The sequence below is a fragment of the Notoacmeibacter sp. MSK16QG-6 genome (genome assembly GCF_024158145.1).
Taxonomy (GTDB): Bacteria; Pseudomonadota; Alphaproteobacteria; order Rhizobiales; family Rhizobiaceae; genus Notoacmeibacter.
This window is the reverse complement of sequence record NZ_JAMYXM010000002.1, coordinates 566,909-582,981: the sequence shown is the minus strand read 5'-3', so window position 1 is coordinate 582,981 and position 16,073 is coordinate 566,909. Positions and strand designations below refer to the sequence as shown.

Below are 16,073 nucleotides of genomic sequence, written 5' to 3'. Positions count from 1 at the left end.
AAATGTCAGCGTCCACCAAACATACCAGCGTTCTGGTTATCGGGTCAGGCCCCGCCGGTTACACCGCTGCCATCTATGCCGCACGCGCTCTGCTGAAGCCCGTACTGATCGCTGGGCTGGAGCAAGGTGGCCAATTGATGATCACGACCGATGTGGAGAACTATCCGGGATTTGCCGACCCGATCATGGGGCCTCAACTGATGGAACAGATGCGGGCGCAGGCGGAAAATGTCGGGGCTGATCTGGTGTCCGACATCGTGACCGACGTCAATCTCGATGTCCGCCCGTTTCGTATCACCTGCGATAGCGGCGCCATCTGGACGGCCGATTCGGTGATCGTCGCGACCGGTGCGCAGGCGAAATGGCTCGGCCTTCCGAGCGAGGAGACGTTCAAGGGATTCGGCATTTCGGCGTGCGCAACCTGTGACGGTTTCTTCTACCGCGGCAAGCATGTGATGGTCGTTGGCGGCGGCAACTCGGCTGTCGAGGAGGCGCTCTATCTCTCAAACATAGCCGACAAGGTGACGGTCGTTCACCGGCGCGACGAGTTTCGCGCGGAGCGAATCTTGCAGGATCGCCTGTTCAAGAAAGACAATGTCGAAATCCTTTGGGACATGGCTGTCGACGAGTTCCTCGGCACGCCGGCCAAACCGCCGCTTCCCGCATCGGTTAATAGCGTACGCCTTAAAAATACAAAATCCGGCGAAACGCGCGAAATGGCAATCGATGGCGTTTTCGTTGCTATCGGTCACGCCCCGGAAGCGTCGCTTTTCGAAGGCAAGCTGAAGCAGAAGCCGAACGGTTATCTTTGGACCGAGGCAGATTCGACCAGAACGTCCATACCGGGTGTCTTTGCTGCTGGCGATGTGGCCGACGATATCTATCGTCAGGCGGTCACCGCTGCGGGTCTCGGATGCATGGCTGCGTTGGAAGCTGAGCGTTATTTGGCGGGCATCGCATCTGAAACCGAAGTACAGGCTGCCGAATAGGCCGTCGCAGGGTCCAAGGACCGGCTAAGGAGGAGAAGAAATGCCGGTCGATTGGGACAAGTTACGGGTGTTTCACGCAGCGGCGCAGGCTGGCTCGTTCACTCATGCCGCCGATACCCTTAATCTGTCGCAATCTGCGATCAGCCGACAGGTCAGCGCTTTGGAGCACGAGATCGGCGTTTCGCTGTTCCACCGCCATGCGCGTGGCCTCGTCCTCACCGAAGCCGGCGAAATTCTTTTCAAGACGGCGCAAGAGGTCCTTCTGAAACTGGAGACCGTCCGTTCCAGCCTGACGGAATCGAAGGACAAGCCGAGCGGTACGCTTCGCGTTACCACCACGGTCGGACTCGGAACCGGTTGGCTTGCCAAACGGGTCGACGAGTTCATGAACCAATATCCCGATGTTCAGCTCCAACTCCTCTTTTCAAATGAGGAACTGGATCTAACGATGCGCGAGGCCGATTGCGCTATCCGTCTGCGCCAGCCGCAGCAACCCGATCTCATTCAGCGCAAGCTTTTCACTGTGCATTTCCACTTGTGGGCCAGTGAGGACTATATCCGGCGAAACGGCCAGCCGCAGACACTGGAGGCGCTTCAGGATCATACGCTGATCACGTTCGGCGAGCCGGTGATCGCTTACCTTCGAAATCTGAATTGGCTGGAAACGGTCGAACTGTCCAATGGCGAGCATCTGCAGGCCAGTCTTCAGATGAACGATCTGAACTCAATCCGCAGCGCCGTCAAACGCGGTCTCGGCATCGCCATGCTGCCCGACTACATTATCGACCGCGATTCCGGCTTCGTGCATATCCTCCCGGAGATCGAAGTTCCGACCTTCGACACGTTCTTCGTCTATGCCGAGGCCATGCGAAGCCAAGCCAAGCTGGAAGCGTTTCGTGATTTCATGTTCGCCAAGGCGCGCCGCTGGAACTTCTGAGCAGCCTCTTACCGTCTGCAGCCGATCTCGGCCATGATCCGTTCGACCTGCTCGCGACTTGAGCATACGTTTTCGCAAGGAATTCCATCGTTGTCGCCGTCAGCGCGCGGATGAAGACCGGCGCACCAGTTCTCTACCGCCTGACGGCAATTGGCATAATCCTTACAGCGGACCGCCATGGCGAGATCCGGTGCAACGGAGCCGGTTCCCGCCATAATCAGCATCAAATATATCGATAGTTTCATTCCCGCTCCTCTATCCAGACTGGCGAGGAGGAGAATGCCCGTTATCTGCAGTTGCCGCAAAAACGCTGGATGCGGATGCAGGCTTCTTTAAGCGCCGCCTCACTGGTCGCATAACTGATGCGAAAATTTGGACCGAGCCCGAATGCAGAGCCGTGCACCACGGCGACGCCTTCTTCCTGAAGCAGTTCGGTGACGAAATCCTCATCCGTTTCGATCACTTTTCCTGAAGGAGCCGTCTTGCCGATCAGACCGGCACAGGACGGATAGACATAAAACGCTCCTTCTGGTGCCGGGCAGGTCAGACCGTTCGCCTGGTTCAGCATGGAAACGACCAGATCGCGCCGATGCTGGAAGATTGCCTTGTTCTTTTCGATAAAGTCCTGCGGGCCGGTCAGCGCCTCCAATGCAGCCCACTGGCTGATCGAGGCCGTGCCCGATGTCTGTTGGCTCTGGATCGTCTCCATCGCCTTGATGAGATCTTTCGGGCCCGCTGCGTAGCCGATCCGCCAGCCGGTCATCGCGTAGGCCTTCGATACCCCATTCATGGTAAGCGTCCGGTCCTTCAGGCCCGGTTCTACCTGCACCGGCGTATGGTAGGTAAAATCGCCATAGACGAGATGCTCGTACATATCGTCGGTTAGCACCCAGATATTAGGATGGCGCATCAGGACATCGGTCAGAGCCTTGATCTCGTCTTTGGTGTAAGCCGCGCCGGAGGGATTGGACGGCGAGTTGAAAACCAGCCATTTCGTCCGCTCCGTAATCGCTGCCTCCAGAGCTTCGGGGCGGAGCTTGAAATTGTCTTCAAGATGGGTTTTGGGACAAACGGACTCGCCACCGCAAATAGCGACCATCTCCGGGTAAGACACCCAATAGGGCGCCGGAATGATTACCTCGTCGCCCGGATTCAGCGTCGCCATGAAGGCGTTGAACAGGATCTGCTTGCCACCCGTGCCGACGATCACCTGCTGCCAGTCGTAGTCCACGCCGTTTTCGCGGCTGAACTTTTCGGCAATTGCTTTGCGTAGCTCCGGAATACCAGCGACGGGCGTATATTTCGTTTCACCCCGATCAATCGCCGCCTTGGCCGCAGCTTTGATATTATCCGGCGTGTCGAAATCGGGCTCGCCTGCCCCGAGGCTGATTACGTCACGCCCTTGCGCTCTCAGCTCACGTGCTTTTTGCACGACTGCGATGGTCGCTGAGGGCTGCACGCGTGAAAGAATGTCGGCGAGAAATGCCATGGCGAAACAGGCTCCCTGAACTCTTGTCGGTTTGTAGACTGACCGCTAAGCGCAGGTCCCGGCACCCATAGCCCCGCTGGCATTTGCGAGCAAGACGGATGCGAAAGGTAGGCATGTATGGGTGACAGCAAAGGCGTTGACCCCAGTCGCCTATGCCGGTCGAATTATGTGCGACCATCAAAAAGGAAGATGTTTTCGTGCTCACGCTTTATTCGATGCCGAGTTCCGGCAATTCTCATAAGGTGCGGCTGCTGTTTCACAAGCTCGGCATCGAATACCGTCATATCGCCGCTGAATATGGGAGTGGGATCACACGCCACCCCGACTTTTTGAGCAAGAACCCGCACGGCCGCGTTCCTCTGGTCGAATGGGAAGACGGCCGCGTGCTCTCGGAGAGCAACGCTATTCTTTGTCATTTCGGCGAAAGGACACGGTTCGTGCCTCCAGACCCGTTTCAACGTTCTAAAGTGTTGGAATGGATGTTCTGGGAACAGAATTCACACGAGGCTACGGTCGCTGTCCGCGCCGCCATTCTCAATTATTCGCATCGCGAAGCGGAGCGTCGCTCCGAGGTGCTCGATCCGCTTTTCGATGCCGGGCAGCGCAATCTTCGGCGCATGAATTTACAGCTCGAGGCGACGCCATTTCTCGCCGGAGACCAGATCACGCTCGCCGATCTTTGCCTTTACCCCTACACGGCTACCGCGGAAAGTCGGGGCGGCTTCGATCTGTCGGAGATGCCAGCTTTAAGCGCATGGCTAAGCAGGGTCGAAAACGACCCGGACCATATCACGCTCGATTGGCTACCAAGTTAGCAGGATGGCAGACCTATCCCTCTAATATTTGTTGAGCGAGGGTTGATCGCCTCACGCACGACCCGAAATATCTTGGCGTGAAGAAGGGATGGCCCGGTTACCTTTTCGCCGGCGAGACTGGCAAAGGGTTCCAGAAGCTGAGGGAAAGCCTCATGAGAACGTTTTCGATCGCTATTCTGTCTTTCGTTTTATTTGCAGCAGGGTCGCAGGCCGCATTTGCGGCACCGCGCATTAACATCGATGGTGCAAGCTGTCGGGACGCGCGACGGATCGTGGCGCAGAACGGCGCTGCAATTCTTCGCTACTCATCCCGCCAATCCAATCGCCTCCTATACGACCGTTTCGTCGCAGACAGTTATTTCTGTCAGTCGGACGAGGTGGCGTTGCCGAAAACGATCTTTCGGCGGGAAGGCACCTGCCGGTTGCTGACATGCCAGATCCCCGATTACGAAGACCGTTTCCGCCGTCCCTGGATATTCCGCTAGGATATTCTCTAGTTGACGTAGTCCTGTAGCGGTCTCACCTCCAGATTGCCCGCACGCAACGCTGCAATGGCCAGTGAGGCCGCTTCGGCGCCGGCCAAGGTCGTATAATAGGGCGTTTTCTGGAGAAGCGCGGCCCGACGCAACGATTTTGAATCACTGACCGCCTTGGCGCCGTCGGTGGTGTTGATCACAAGCTGAACCTGCCGGTTTCGGATCGCGTCCTCGATATGGGGCCGCCCTTCAAGCACCTTGTTGATCTTGCTTGCCTCGACGCCGTTCTCGTTGAGAAAGCGTGCTGTCCCACCGGTGGCGATGACACTGAAACCGCTCTCACTGAGGCGGCGGATGGCAGAAAGAATCCGCTGCTTGTCTTCGTCCCGGACAGAAACGAAAACCGTGCCGCCACGCGGTAGATCGACGCCGGCCCCAAGCTGGCTTTTGGCGAAAGCCAAGGCATAATCGCGATCCAAGCCCATGACCTCGCCAGTCGAGCGCATTTCCGGCCCGAGCAGTGTGTCGACGCCGGGGAAGCGAGCGAAGGGGAAGACCGCTTCCTTAACGGCAATGTGATCCAGCGCTTTCAGATCCGGTTTGTCGCCGTAATCGGCGAAGGCTTCATCCAATTTTTCGCCTGCCATGATGCGCGCCGCGATCTTGGCGATGGGGCGGCCGATTGTCTTGGCGACGAACGGAACGGTGCGCGATGCACGCGGGTTCACTTCGAGAATGAAGACCGTGCCGTCTTTGATGGCGTATTGAACATTCATCAGCCCACCGACTTTCAGCGCGCGGGCAAGGGCTGTCGTCTGTTTTTCCATTTCCGCAACGATCTCGTCGCTAAGCGAATGGACGGGCAGGGAGCATGCGCTATCGCCGGAGTGAATGCCGGCCTCCTCGATATGCTCGAGAATGCCTGAAACATAGACATTTTCGCCATCGCAGAGGCAGTCGACATCGACCTCGATAGCGCCAGCGAGATAGGTGTCGAACAATAGCGGGTTCTTGCCGAGCAGTGTGTTGATCTGACCGGTCTTGTCGTTCGGATAGCGGGCCTTGATGTCTTCCGGCACAAGCTCGGGCACAGTATCCAGAAGATAATTTTGCAGACTGCCTTCATCGCGAATGATCTGCATGGCGCGTCCGCCGAGCACGTAGGAAGGCCGCACGACGAGCGGGTAGCCGAGATCGCTGGCGACGAGACGAGCCTGTTCAACCGAATAGGCGATACCGTTCTTCGGCTGGCTGAGGCCAAGCTTGACGAGCAGTTTCTGGAACCGGTCGCGGTCTTCCGCCAAATCGATCGCATCAGGGCTGGTGCCGAGGATGGGTATGCCAGCCCGCTCCAATGCGTCCGCCAGTTTCAGAGGCGTTTGACCGCCGAACTGCACGATTACACCGTGAAGGGTTCCCGCCTCCTGCTCCGTGCGTAGAATTTCAAGCACATCCTCAGCGGTGAGCGGTTCGAAATAGAGCCTGTCAGAGGTGTCGTAATCGGTCGATACCGTCTCGGGGTTGCAGTTGACCATGATGGTCTCATAGCCTGCATCCGCCAGAGCGAATGCCGCATGACAGCAGCAATAATCGAATTCGATTCCCTGGCCGATCCGGTTCGGTCCGCCGCCAAGAATGACGACTTTCTTGCGTTCGGAAACCTGCGCTTCATTTGCCGGCTGACCGGCAAACGGCTTCTCGTATGTCGAGTACATATAGGCGGTGGGTGAAGCAAACTCGGCTGCGCAGGTATCGATCCGCTTGAAGACCGGATGAACGTCGAGGCTTTCGCGAAGTTGCTTAACCGCGCCTTCATCCTGTTTGGTCAGGCTGGCGAGGCGCGCATCCGAGAAGCCCATCGCTTTCAGCATATGAAGGTTTTCGGCATCGTCCGGCAGGCCGTGCTCGCGAACCTTCGCCTCCATATCGATGATCGCCTTCATCTGGCGAAGGAACCAGGGGTCGATGCCCGACGCTTCATAAATGGCTTCGAGGGTCATACCATGACGCATGGCCTGGGCGACATGGCGCAAGCGGTCCGGCGTTGCTTTGCGGACAGCCGCGACAAGGGCATTTTTGTCGTCATCATCGCCGACCATGCCCGGTATCTCGATTTCATCGAGTCCGGTCAGACCGGTTTCAAGACCGCGCAGCGCCTTCTGTAGCGATTCCTGGAAGCTACGGCCGATGGCCATGACTTCGCCGACGCTTTTCATGGCCGTGGTCAGGTTTGGCTTGGCGCCGGGAAACTTCTCGAATGCGAAGCGCGGGATCTTCGTTACGACGTAATCGATGGATGGCTCGAAGCTCGCCGGCGTCGCGCCGTCCGTAATATCGTTTTCCAACTCATCCAGCGTGTAGCCGACGGCAAGGCGCGCCGCGACCTTGGCAATCGGGAAGCCGGTGGCTTTGGACGCCAGAGCCGAAGAGCGTGAAACGCGGGGGTTCATCTCGACCACGACAAGCCGACCATTTTGTGGGTTCACAGCGAACTGGACGTTCGATCCGCCTGTTTCCACCCCGATCTCGCGCAGAACCGCGATCGAGGCGTTGCGCATGATCTGGTATTCCTTGTCGGTCAACGTCAGAGCCGGTGCGACGGTGATCGAGTCGCCTGTATGCACACCCATTGGATCGACGTTTTCAATCGAGCAGATGATGATGCAGTTGTCCGCTTTGTCGCGGACGACCTCCATCTCGTATTCTTTCCAACCGAGGACGCTCTCGTCGATCAGCACCTCTGTGGTCGGGGAGGCGTCGAGCCCCTGAAACACGATCTGGTTGAACTCGTCTTCATTATAGGCAATGCCGCCGCCGGTGCCGCCAAGTGTAAAGGACGGGCGGATAATGGCGGGAAGACCGACATTCTCCAGCGCCAAGGCCGATTGCGCCATGGCGTGGCGGAGATAGCGCTGCTTGCGGTCGCCTTCGCCGCGGTTCCATTCCGCTTCCAGTTCGTCCAAGGCTTGATCGAGTTCGTCGCCGGACAGGGTGTTCCGCAACTCAGAGCGCCGCTGTTCATGCCGCTCACGGTCGGCATCCTTGACCTCAGTCGCGTTGACCAGCATGGAACGAGGTGTTTCCAAGCCGATCCGGTCCATCGCCTCGCGGAAGAGCTTGCGGTCCTCAGCCTTGTCGATTGCCTCGGCGTTTGCGCCGATCATCTCTACGCCATACCGCTCCAGAACGCCCATACGCTTGAGTGACAGCGCCGTGTTCAGAGCGGTCTGACCGCCCATGGTCGGCAGAACAGCATCTGGGCGCTCACGGGCGATGATCTTGGCGACGACTTCCGGCGTGATCGGCTCGATATAGGTCGCGTCGGCCAGTTCCGGATCGGTCATGATCGTCGCCGGGTTGGAGTTGACCAGAATGACCCGATAGCCCTCGTCCTTCAACGCCTTGCAAGCTTGCGTACCGGAATAGTCGAATTCACAAGCCTGGCCGATGATGATAGGCCCCGCGCCGATCACGAGAATGGACTTCAGGTCTGTACGTTTCGGCATAATCGGTTCCGTTTGTCTGCGCACGAAAGCGCGGGCGGGATGTCCCGTCCGGCAGCGAGGTCATATTGAAGGCTAGGTGGGGCTTATAGGCACAATGGATCGCTTCGAACACCCCCGAAATAGGGTTCCCGTACGGAATTCACATGCGTCAGTCATGTGCAGGGACAGATGACAAAGTGCCTCCGATCATTGGCTGTGAGGAGGCTGCCGATCAGCCGAAGTCGTAGCGGTAATGGAGATACTTGCCGGACGGCGGCGGCGATTGATCTCTAGAAGCCATTCACGATCCGCCTATAACCTTTCGGGAAGATCAAACGGATCATACCGGAGAACGGATTATGCGCTGGAGAGGCCGCCGAGGCAGTAGCAATATTGAGGACCGCCGCGGAAGCGGCGGCGGATTTGGCGGCGGCATCGGGCGAGGCGGCCGCATGCGCATTCCCGGCGGCATACCGATTGGCGGCCGCGGGGGACTGTCGATCGGCACGATCGTCATGCTTGTCGTAATCTTTTTTGTCCTACAGATGTGCGGCGTTCCGATTGGCGACATTCTGTCCGGCGGCTCTGGCGGTTCGGTCGGTGTGCCGCAAAACCAGACACAGAGCCAAACTGAGTCCGCGGATGACGGCGCCAGCGACGAGATGCGGCAGTTCGTCTCGGTTGTGCTTGCCGAAACCGAAGACGTCTGGAACGGCATTTTCGAACAGCAGGGAAACAACTATCGCGAGCCGACGCTTGTACTGTTCTCCGGTGCGACACGTGCCGCCTGCGGGTTCGCCAGTTCGGCCACCGGGCCTTTCTACTGCCCGGCGGATCAGAAGGTTTACCTCGACACGACCTTCTTCCAGACCCTGTCACAGCGGTTCAATGCAGCCGGAGACTTTGCTGCTGCTTACGTGATTGCTCATGAAGTCGGTCATCATGTGCAGAATCTCATTGGCGTGCTGCCGAAATTCAACGAAGCGCGTCAGAGAATGAATGAGCGGGAAGCCAATGCAATGAGTGTGCGTGTCGAACTCATGGCGGATTGTTTCGCAGGTGTTTGGGCTTACTACACGGAGCAGAAAGGTCTTCTGGAACAGGGCGATGTTCAGGAAGCGCTGAATGCGGCGGAACAGATCGGTGACGACACCCTCCAGAAGCGAACCCAGGGTTACGTCGTGCCAGAGAGCTTTAATCACGGCACCAGCGAACAGCGCCGAACCTGGTTTGCAAAAGGCTTCGAAAGCGGTCGCATGAATAGCTGCGATACGATGAACAATCCGATCTGAGCACCGTCTTGCACAAAGCGATGAACGGAGGGCGCATCGTTTCGTCCGGCGAGGGGCCTGTGACGTTACGGCTCTAGCCGCTAACCCTGTCGGCTTTACCCGATAGCAGCGATCTCTGCGCCGGTGGCTTTCTGAAGAGCCTTCGGTGCAATCGCGAAGACGTGATAAGGGGTGCCCGCCGCGGCCCATACTGTTTCGAAACGGAAGAGCGTTTCGTCCATCAGGCAGCGGATCGAGCTGCTGCTGCCGAATGGTGAAACGCCGCCGATGGCAAAGCCGGTGGCTTGGCGAACGAACTCCGCATCGGGCCGCCGGATCTTTTCGCCGATGAGCCTGGCGACCGCTTTTTCATCGACCCGCCTGTCACCGGCCGTCAGCACCATTAGCGGCTCGCCGCTCTGCTTTCCCTGAAACACGAGTGTCTTGACGATCTGGCCGACATCGGCGCCGACGGCCTCTGCGGCTTCCTCCGCCGAACGGGCCGATTTCTCAGTTCTAACGATTTCAATGGCGATGCCGCGCTTATCCGCGTCGTCCAAAACGATGCGTGCAGGCTTCGGTAGCGTCTGGGTTTCGTCCATCGTTTCTCATCCTGTTGTTTGCGCGCCAATTCGTCGCAACTCGTACTTTGAAAAGAAAGACTTTTTTCGGCGTGCGAAAGCGCTAAAGTCGGCGCGGTTCGCCAAAGGGAGGGGCCGATGCTCTACCGCAGTTTCTGGTTGGCGGCCGCGGTCGCTGCCGGTGTGACAGCCTCGCAGGCGCCGGAATACGCACAGCAATATCGGCAGCGTCTTGGAGGCGCGCTCGAAGAATTGCGCGCGGTGATCGCCGATTTCGACCGCGATGCGCAGGACAATGGTTTGTCCAGAGACGAGGCGCTCTCGTCATATGACCGTGCGGATGAGCGTTTTCTCAACGATCGCGGCAACTCCATGCGGGACAGCCTGGCCCGTCTGGAGCGGCTTCAAACCCAGTCGACCGCGTTTGCCGAGCAGCCGCCCATTGCCTGGCCCCTGATCGTCGCCCGCAATCCCGATCCTCGCTTGTCGGAGGGAGCGGCTCGAGACTTTCGACCAGCCGTGCCGGTCACGGCAGATGGGTTCGTCTATGCCGCTGCAGGTGGGTTGATCGTGGCGTTTCTGGTGTCGCTCCTGCACCGGCTCAGCCGGCCTTTAAGGGGCAAGCCCGTGTTCGGTAGCCGGAGAGCAGCGACGGCTCACCGCCGCCGCTGAAGAGATCCAGATCTAGTCGCTGTTCAGGCCGGGATGCGAGCCTTGTGTTCCCTGATCCGATCGGCAAAGCGCTGAAACAGGTAATAGCTGTCCTGCGGTCCCGGAGACGCCTCCGGGTGATGCTGGACCGAGAAGATCGGCCGATCCTTGAGCGCAAGGCCGCAATTGGTGCCATCGAACAGCGAGACATGTGTCGCTTCGACCGCGTCAGGCAGCGAATCGCTGTCGACCGCGAAGCCATGATTCATTGAAACGATCTCGACTTTGCCCGTCGTGTGGTCCTTGACCGGGTGGTTCGCACCATGATGGCCCTGATGCATCTTCACGGTCTTCGCTCCCAGAGCGAGCGCCAGCATCTGATGCCCGAGGCAGATCCCAAAGATCGGAAGGCCGCTATCGATCAGGGCGCGGATCATCGGAACGGAGTAGTTGCCAGTCGCGGCGGGGTCGCCCGGGCCATTGGAGAGGAAGACGCCATCGGGCCGTAGCGCCATGATATCGTCTGCGCTCATACTTGCCGGCACGACCGTAACCTTGGCGCCGAGACCAGCCAGAAGCCGCAGAATATTACGTTTGATGCCGAAATCGACCGCCACGATGTGCATGTCGCCCTCGTCAGCCCCGCCGAAGCCGTCACTCCAAACCCACGGGCCCTCGGACCATTCGCGGCTTTCCGTTGTGGTGGCGTCCTTTGCCATGTCGGCACCGACAATTCCGGACCAGTCGGCCGCTTGCTTCTTCAGGGCGTCAAGATCGAACCGACCGTCCGGATCATGCGCGATCACGGCGTTCGGCATGCCTTTTTCACGGATCATCGCTGTCAGCGCGCGGGTGTCGATGCCGGAAAGTCCGATAATGCCACGATCTTTCAACCAGACGTCAAAATGTTCGCTCGAGCGATAGTTGGACGGATCGGTAATGCCCGTGCGCAGAATTGCACCTACGGCACGCTGCGGTTTCTGCGGGTCGAGATCTTCTATGTCCTCATTATTTGCGCCGACATTGCCAATATGCGGGAAGGTGAATGTCACGATCTGTCCCGCATAGGATGGGTCGGTCAGAATCTCTTCGTAACCGGTCAGCGCGGTATTGAAGCAAACTTCTCCTTCGATAGCGCCGGTTGCTCCGCAACCCTGACCTTCAATCACGGTGCCATCCGCCAGAACAAGAATCGCGGTCGGCTTCGATGCTTTCCATGCGGCGGACATGACATTCTCCATTGATGCGTGGCAGCGATGCGGCTGCGACGGTCGGACGTGCATTCGCGGCAGTGCGTAACCATATATAGAGCACTGAAACAAGATCAGGCCGGCTCTACGGTGCGAGTATTCCGCCGATACTGCCATTCGATGCTTTGTCGGCTAGAAAATTGAAACCCGGTGCAGGTCTGAGGCGTTTTGAGAACGATTCAAACAATCGACACGCTTGCGTGTGGAGTAGAAAAAATGACACCATTGGTACGGACCGGCGGGACAATGGCTGCGAAGAACGGACAGGAATTGCCCGTCGAGCAGCCGCAGTCTAAAACGCGCCGAGGATCAACGGGGCATATCATATCCATGCGGGACCAGATCAGCGCAGCACTAAATGAAGCTGTGCAGTCGGACAAACGAAGCCGCGCTTGTATGTTGCGGCTTATTCAGACGGCGATCAACGATCGTGATGTCGCAAATCGCGCAGACGGCAAAGATCCTATCTCCGAAGCGGAGATCGGAGATATGCTGATGAAGATGATTCATCAGCGCGAGGCTTCCGCAGCCGAATACGAAGCGCGAGGCCGTCTCTCGGAAGCGGAGGAAGAGCGCGAAGAAATCCAGATCGTTCGCGATCTTCTTCCCCGGCAACTCGATGAAAGCGATACGCGACGCGCCTGTGCCCAGGTCATCGAGGAGGTCGATGCAGGCGGTTTGCGCGATGTGGGCCGATGTATGAACGCTCTGAAAGAAAAATTTCCCGGGCAGATGGATTTCGGCCAAGCATCTGGGATCGTGAAAGGCATGCTGCGTTAGCCGAGAGCTTTTCGATCAGCTTAGTAGCAGCCAGATCAATGGAACGAGCAACGTCGTCGCCAGCGCGTTGAGCCCCATGGCCAGGCCTGAAAACGCTCCCTGAATATCGCTACCCGCCATCGCCCGTGCCGTTCCAATGCCGTGTGATGCCGTACCCAGTGCAACACCCCGCGCAGCTTCGTCCGTCACTCGCATAAGTGAGAGGAGGGGTGGGCCGAGTGTCGCTCCCACAATGCCGGTGAGAATCACCATGACAGCCGTGAGGGACGGAAGTCCGCCGATTCCTTCGGCAATCGCCATTGCAACAGGTGTCGTCGCGGACTTGGGCGTGACGGTCGCGATGATTGGGAGGTCTGCGCCCGCTACCCACGTCAATACCAGGGCGCTTGCAATTGCCGTGGTCGAACCGGCGCAAATAGCGGCGACAAGCGGTAGAGCCGACTTTCTGACACGCTCTATCTGCCGATAGAGGGGAATGGCGAGCGCGACAGTGGCTGGCCCCAGCAGAAAATGAACGAACTGCGCTCCTTCGAAATAGGCTGCATAGCTCGTATCGGTCGCGATCAGCAGTCCCGCCAATGCTATGACCGCTAGCAGGACCGGATTTAAGATCGGCAATCGTCCCAATCGCTCATAAAGCGTTTCGCCAATGCTGTAGGCGACAAGCGTCAATGTCAGATGCAGGAGCGGGGTGGTGGCCAGATAGACCCAGATATCCTCAATCGGCTTCATCTGAGCCGCCAGTCATATCGGTCGCGGTAGGTTCCGCCTGTCCCGCTCGCCATCGTTCAAGCCAGAGCATTGTGAAGCCCGTTACAGCAATCGTGAGCAATGTCGGTACGACCAGTGCCATTCCGAGAGGCAGTGCATCGGCTTGCAGGGCCGCCAGATGGGTGACGACACCAACGCCTGCCGGGACGAACAGAAGCGATAGATGAGACAGAAGAGCGCCGCCGACCCGTTCGATTTGCGCATTCATCGACCCACGCACCAGAAATATGCCGAGAAGCAGAATCATCCCGATGACGGGGCCGGGAAAGGGCAGGCCTGTAAACGCCACCAAAATCTCGCCAGCGAGTTGGCATAGAAGTATGATCGTCAGCGCATGCAGCATTGGCTATCTCCGGTTCTGGCGGGACGCTTGCCATAATTCGATGCCTCCTGCACTTGGTTGCACGAATATTTGTGGATCATGGGTATGGTCTAACTCTGGCTTTGCCTTGGCCTTGGCAAGATTGTACGCCTTTGTGCCAAAGCTCGTCCGTCGCTCTCAGAAAACGGGATTTCCATGCGCTTTTCGCAAAGTTTTCTGGATGAGATTCGCGATCGTGTACCGATCTCTTCGGTTGTCGGCCAGCGTGTGAGTTTTGACAGGAAGAAGAGCAATCCTGCCAAGGGCGATCATTGGGCGTGCTGTCCCTTTCACGGGGAGAAAACGCCTAGTTTTCATTGTGAAGACCGTAAGGGTCGGTATCACTGTTTTGGTTGCGGTGTGTCGGGCGATCATTTCCGTTTTCTGACCGAGCTGGACGGGCTGCCCTTTCCAGAAGCGGTGGAGCGGATCGCCGAGATGGCTGGCGTGCCCATGCCGGCACCCGATCCGCAGGCGGCTGCCCGCGAAGAAAAACGCGCGACGCTTTCCGATGTCATGGCGTTGGCGGCAGCGTTTTTCCAGCAGCAGCTACAGGGCGCGCAAGGGGCTCACGCGCGGGCCTATCTGCGCGAGCGTGGCCTCGGTTCCGCGGTGCAGGCCCGATTCGGTATGGGTTATGCGCCCGACAGTCGAAATGCGCTGAAGTCCTATCTGGCGGATAAAGGGATCGACCAGAAAGCCATGGAGGCTTGCGGCGTTCTTGTTTCCGGAGAGGGTATCGCTGTCTCCTATGACCGGTTTCGTGACCGGATCATGTTCCCGATCGAGGACACCAGGGGGCGCGTCATCGCTTTTGGCGGACGCGCAATGAATCCCGAAGCGCCGGCGAAATATCTGAACTCGCCTGAAACGGAGCTGTTTCACAAAAGTCGTGTTCTCTTCAATCACGGCCCGGCTCGCAGAGCTGCCCAAAGTGCTGAGACGCTGGTCGCTGTGGAAGGGTATGTCGATGTGATCGCTCTCTCGCAGGCTGGCATTGAACATGCCGTAGCGCCGCTCGGCACAGCTCTTACCGAAGAGCAACTCGATATGATGTGGCGGATAACTGCGGAGCCGATACTCTGCTTCGATGGGGACGAGGCAGGACGGAAAGCGGCTTATCGCGCGGCCGATCTCGCTTTACCGAAGATCGCTGCGGGCCGCTCGCTGCGGTTTGCACTTTTACCCGACGGCAAAGACCCCGACGATCTGATCCGTAGCGATGGGGCCGATGCTCTGAAGTCGGAACTTACGCGCGCTCTTCCATTGGCAGATATTCTCTTCATGCGTGAGACAGCTGGAGGCGCGTTCAATACGCCAGAACGCCGCGCCGAATTGGAACGCGGGCTGTTTGCACAGGTCGGACGTATCGGCGATGAAACGGTCCGGCGGTTTTATGGTCAGGATATGCGCCGGCGGCTCAATAGCCTGTTCGGAGGCGCGAACCGTCAGTCAAATGCGGGGCAGGGCGGCGATCGCCGATTCGGCTCGCGCCGTGACGATGCTGTAAAGGGGACCGGCCGCCTGACCGTTTCCGATAGCCTTGCCCGCTCGCGGCTTCTTGCCCGCCAAGGCGCATCGATGGGTGTGCGGGAAGCTGCGCTCGTTATGATACTTGTGACACACCCGGCTCTAGTCGGCGAGCATTTCGAGGCTTTGGAGCGCCTGGATCTCGGCCATGGCGAATTGACGGATCTTCTTTCCGCCCTCATGGAAGGCCTCGCCATCGGCCGTTTCTCCGACGATGATGAAGCTGCCCGTCAGTTTCTCGTCGAACGCGGTCTAGGCGAAATCCTGGCGCAGACGGAGCAATTGGTGCGCCGCGCCCGGTTCTGGCCGGCAGAAGCGGAAGCTGCGCTCGACGATGCGCGCGAAGCGTTTCGGCAGGCACTCCACTTGCACCAGGTTTCGCGATCCCTAAATAGGGAGTTGCGCGACGCAGAGGCCGAACTCGGCCGAGACCCCACAGACGCCAATTACAGGCATTTTCTGGAAATTCAGCGCCGTTTTCGGGACGCCCGGGCGACCGAAGCTCTGCTGGATGGTTTCGGATTGCAGTCAGGCCGCGGAAAAACGCGCGTGGAAAGCTAGGTTTATCGTGTGCGAACGGGCTTGTCTTGTTCATCGAATGACCAACGTAACAATTTTGATTCGCGTTGTGTGACTTCGAATGATATGGCGCGAGCCTATCGATGTCCTGCCGCGACTGCCCGGGCG

Annotated in this window: 15 protein-coding genes; 8 read left to right on the top strand and 7 right to left on the bottom strand. The window is 58.4% G+C overall.

Annotated elements, in window-relative coordinates; translation table 11 throughout:
- Positions 1-2: 2 nt before the first annotated feature.
- Both trxB and NIM86_RS10480 read left to right on the top strand, forming a co-directional pair.
- A complete protein-coding gene (gene trxB, locus NIM86_RS10485) occupies positions 3-989 on the top strand; it encodes a thioredoxin-disulfide reductase (RefSeq protein ID WP_253381798.1) in 987 nt (328 codons plus the stop codon).
- A 40-nt stretch (positions 990-1,029) separates the two neighbouring features.
- The gene (locus NIM86_RS10480; RefSeq protein ID WP_253381796.1) at positions 1,030-1,926 is read left to right on the top strand and encodes a LysR family transcriptional regulator; all 897 of its coding nucleotides are present in this window, start codon (positions 1,030-1,032) and stop codon (positions 1,924-1,926) included.
- A gap of 8 nt (positions 1,927-1,934) precedes the next feature.
- Here NIM86_RS10480 and NIM86_RS10475 read toward each other — a convergent pair whose 3' ends face one another.
- Complete coding sequence (locus NIM86_RS10475) at positions 1,935-2,171, bottom strand: hypothetical protein (RefSeq protein WP_253381793.1); 237 nt, start codon at positions 2,169-2,171, stop codon at positions 1,935-1,937.
- Between the two features lie 41 nt (positions 2,172-2,212).
- On the bottom strand, positions 2,213-3,415 hold the full coding sequence (locus NIM86_RS10470; protein ID WP_253381791.1) for a pyridoxal phosphate-dependent aminotransferase: 1,203 nt from the start codon (positions 3,413-3,415) through the stop codon (positions 2,213-2,215).
- Between the two features lie 197 nt (positions 3,416-3,612).
- Here NIM86_RS10470 and NIM86_RS10465 point away from each other — a divergent pair, with 197 nt between their 5' ends.
- Both NIM86_RS10465 and NIM86_RS10460 read left to right on the top strand, forming a co-directional pair.
- Positions 3,613-4,230 carry a glutathione S-transferase N-terminal domain-containing protein gene (locus NIM86_RS10465; protein WP_253381790.1) on the top strand — a complete coding sequence of 206 codons (618 nt, stop codon included), beginning with the start codon at positions 3,613-3,615 and terminating at the stop codon, positions 4,228-4,230.
- A 152-nt stretch (positions 4,231-4,382) separates the two neighbouring features.
- A complete protein-coding gene (locus tag NIM86_RS10460) occupies positions 4,383-4,715 on the top strand; it encodes a hypothetical protein (protein ID WP_253381788.1) in 333 nt (110 codons plus the stop codon).
- An 8-nt stretch (positions 4,716-4,723) separates the two neighbouring features.
- On the opposite strand, the gene carB is transcribed toward NIM86_RS10460, so the two are convergent.
- The gene (gene carB / locus NIM86_RS10455) at positions 4,724-8,212 is read right to left on the bottom strand and encodes a carbamoyl-phosphate synthase large subunit (protein ID WP_253381786.1); all 3,489 of its coding nucleotides are present in this window, start codon (positions 8,210-8,212) and stop codon (positions 4,724-4,726) included.
- A gap of 338 nt (positions 8,213-8,550) precedes the next feature.
- On the opposite strand from carB, the gene NIM86_RS10450 reads away from it, so the two are divergent.
- Complete coding sequence (locus NIM86_RS10450; protein ID WP_253381784.1) at positions 8,551-9,483, top strand: neutral zinc metallopeptidase; 933 nt, start codon at positions 8,551-8,553, stop codon at positions 9,481-9,483.
- Positions 9,484-9,578: 95 nt separating this feature from the next.
- On the opposite strand, the gene NIM86_RS10445 is transcribed toward NIM86_RS10450, so the two are convergent.
- Positions 9,579-10,064 (bottom strand): YbaK/EbsC family protein, encoded by a 486-nt coding sequence (locus NIM86_RS10445; RefSeq protein ID WP_253381782.1) that lies wholly within the window; start codon positions 10,062-10,064, stop codon positions 9,579-9,581.
- Positions 10,065-10,181: 117 nt separating this feature from the next.
- On the opposite strand from NIM86_RS10445, the gene NIM86_RS10440 reads away from it, so the two are divergent.
- Positions 10,182-10,715: a DUF2937 family protein gene (locus NIM86_RS10440; protein ID WP_253381780.1), complete on the top strand. Its 534-nt coding sequence runs from the start codon at positions 10,182-10,184 to the stop codon at positions 10,713-10,715.
- 23 nt (positions 10,716-10,738) lie between these two features.
- Here the strand turns inward: NIM86_RS10440 and carA are convergent, their stop codons facing one another.
- Entirely contained in the window at positions 10,739-11,923 is a 1,185-nt protein-coding gene (carA, locus tag NIM86_RS10435; RefSeq protein WP_253381778.1) for a glutamine-hydrolyzing carbamoyl-phosphate synthase small subunit, read from the bottom strand.
- A gap of 351 nt (positions 11,924-12,274) precedes the next feature.
- On the opposite strand from carA, the gene NIM86_RS10430 reads away from it, so the two are divergent.
- Positions 12,275-12,724: a GatB/YqeY domain-containing protein gene (locus tag NIM86_RS10430; RefSeq protein WP_253382029.1), complete on the top strand. Its 450-nt coding sequence runs from the start codon at positions 12,275-12,277 to the stop codon at positions 12,722-12,724.
- 15 nt (positions 12,725-12,739) lie between these two features.
- On the opposite strand, the gene NIM86_RS10425 is transcribed toward NIM86_RS10430, so the two are convergent.
- Positions 12,740-13,456, bottom strand: a complete 717-nt coding sequence (locus NIM86_RS10425; protein ID WP_253381776.1) for an LrgB family protein — start codon at positions 13,454-13,456, stop codon at positions 12,740-12,742.
- A complete protein-coding gene (locus tag NIM86_RS10420; RefSeq protein WP_253381774.1) occupies positions 13,443-13,838 on the bottom strand; it encodes a CidA/LrgA family protein in 396 nt (131 codons plus the stop codon). The genes NIM86_RS10425 and NIM86_RS10420 overlap by 14 nt, the downstream gene beginning before the upstream one ends.
- Before the next feature lie 174 nt (positions 13,839-14,012).
- Between NIM86_RS10420 and dnaG the strand changes: the two genes are divergently transcribed.
- A complete protein-coding gene (gene dnaG, locus NIM86_RS10415; protein ID WP_253381772.1) occupies positions 14,013-15,947 on the top strand; it encodes a DNA primase in 1,935 nt (644 codons plus the stop codon).
- Positions 15,948-16,073: the final 126 nt, after the last annotated feature.

Coding starts and splice junctions, on each gene's coding strand:
- NIM86_RS10480 (WP_253381796.1), top strand. CDS start 1,030: ATGCCGGTCGATTGGGACAAGTTACGGGTGTTTCACGCAGCGGCGCAG.
- carA (WP_253381778.1), bottom strand. CDS start 11,923: ATGTCCGCCGCATGGAAAGCATCGAAGCCGACCGCGATTCTTGTTCTG.
- dnaG (WP_253381772.1), top strand. CDS start 14,013: ATGCGCTTTTCGCAAAGTTTTCTGGATGAGATTCGCGATCGTGTACCG.
- NIM86_RS10420 (WP_253381774.1), bottom strand. CDS start 13,838: ATGCTGCATGCGCTGACGATCATACTTCTATGCCAACTCGCTGGCGAG.
- trxB (WP_253381798.1), top strand. CDS start 3: ATGTCAGCGTCCACCAAACATACCAGCGTTCTGGTTATCGGGTCAGGC.
- NIM86_RS10445 (WP_253381782.1), bottom strand. CDS start 10,064: ATGGACGAAACCCAGACGCTACCGAAGCCTGCACGCATCGTTTTGGAC.
- NIM86_RS10475 (WP_253381793.1), bottom strand. CDS start 2,171: ATGAAACTATCGATATATTTGATGCTGATTATGGCGGGAACCGGCTCC.
- carB (WP_253381786.1), bottom strand. CDS start 8,212: ATGCCGAAACGTACAGACCTGAAGTCCATTCTCGTGATCGGCGCGGGG.
- NIM86_RS10470 (WP_253381791.1), bottom strand. CDS start 3,415: ATGGCATTTCTCGCCGACATTCTTTCACGCGTGCAGCCCTCAGCGACC.
- NIM86_RS10425 (WP_253381776.1), bottom strand. CDS start 13,456: ATGAAGCCGATTGAGGATATCTGGGTCTATCTGGCCACCACCCCGCTC.
- NIM86_RS10450 (WP_253381784.1), top strand. CDS start 8,551: ATGCGCTGGAGAGGCCGCCGAGGCAGTAGCAATATTGAGGACCGCCGC.
- NIM86_RS10460 (WP_253381788.1), top strand. CDS start 4,383: ATGAGAACGTTTTCGATCGCTATTCTGTCTTTCGTTTTATTTGCAGCA.
- NIM86_RS10440 (WP_253381780.1), top strand. CDS start 10,182: ATGCTCTACCGCAGTTTCTGGTTGGCGGCCGCGGTCGCTGCCGGTGTG.
- NIM86_RS10430 (WP_253382029.1), top strand. CDS start 12,275: ATGCGGGACCAGATCAGCGCAGCACTAAATGAAGCTGTGCAGTCGGAC.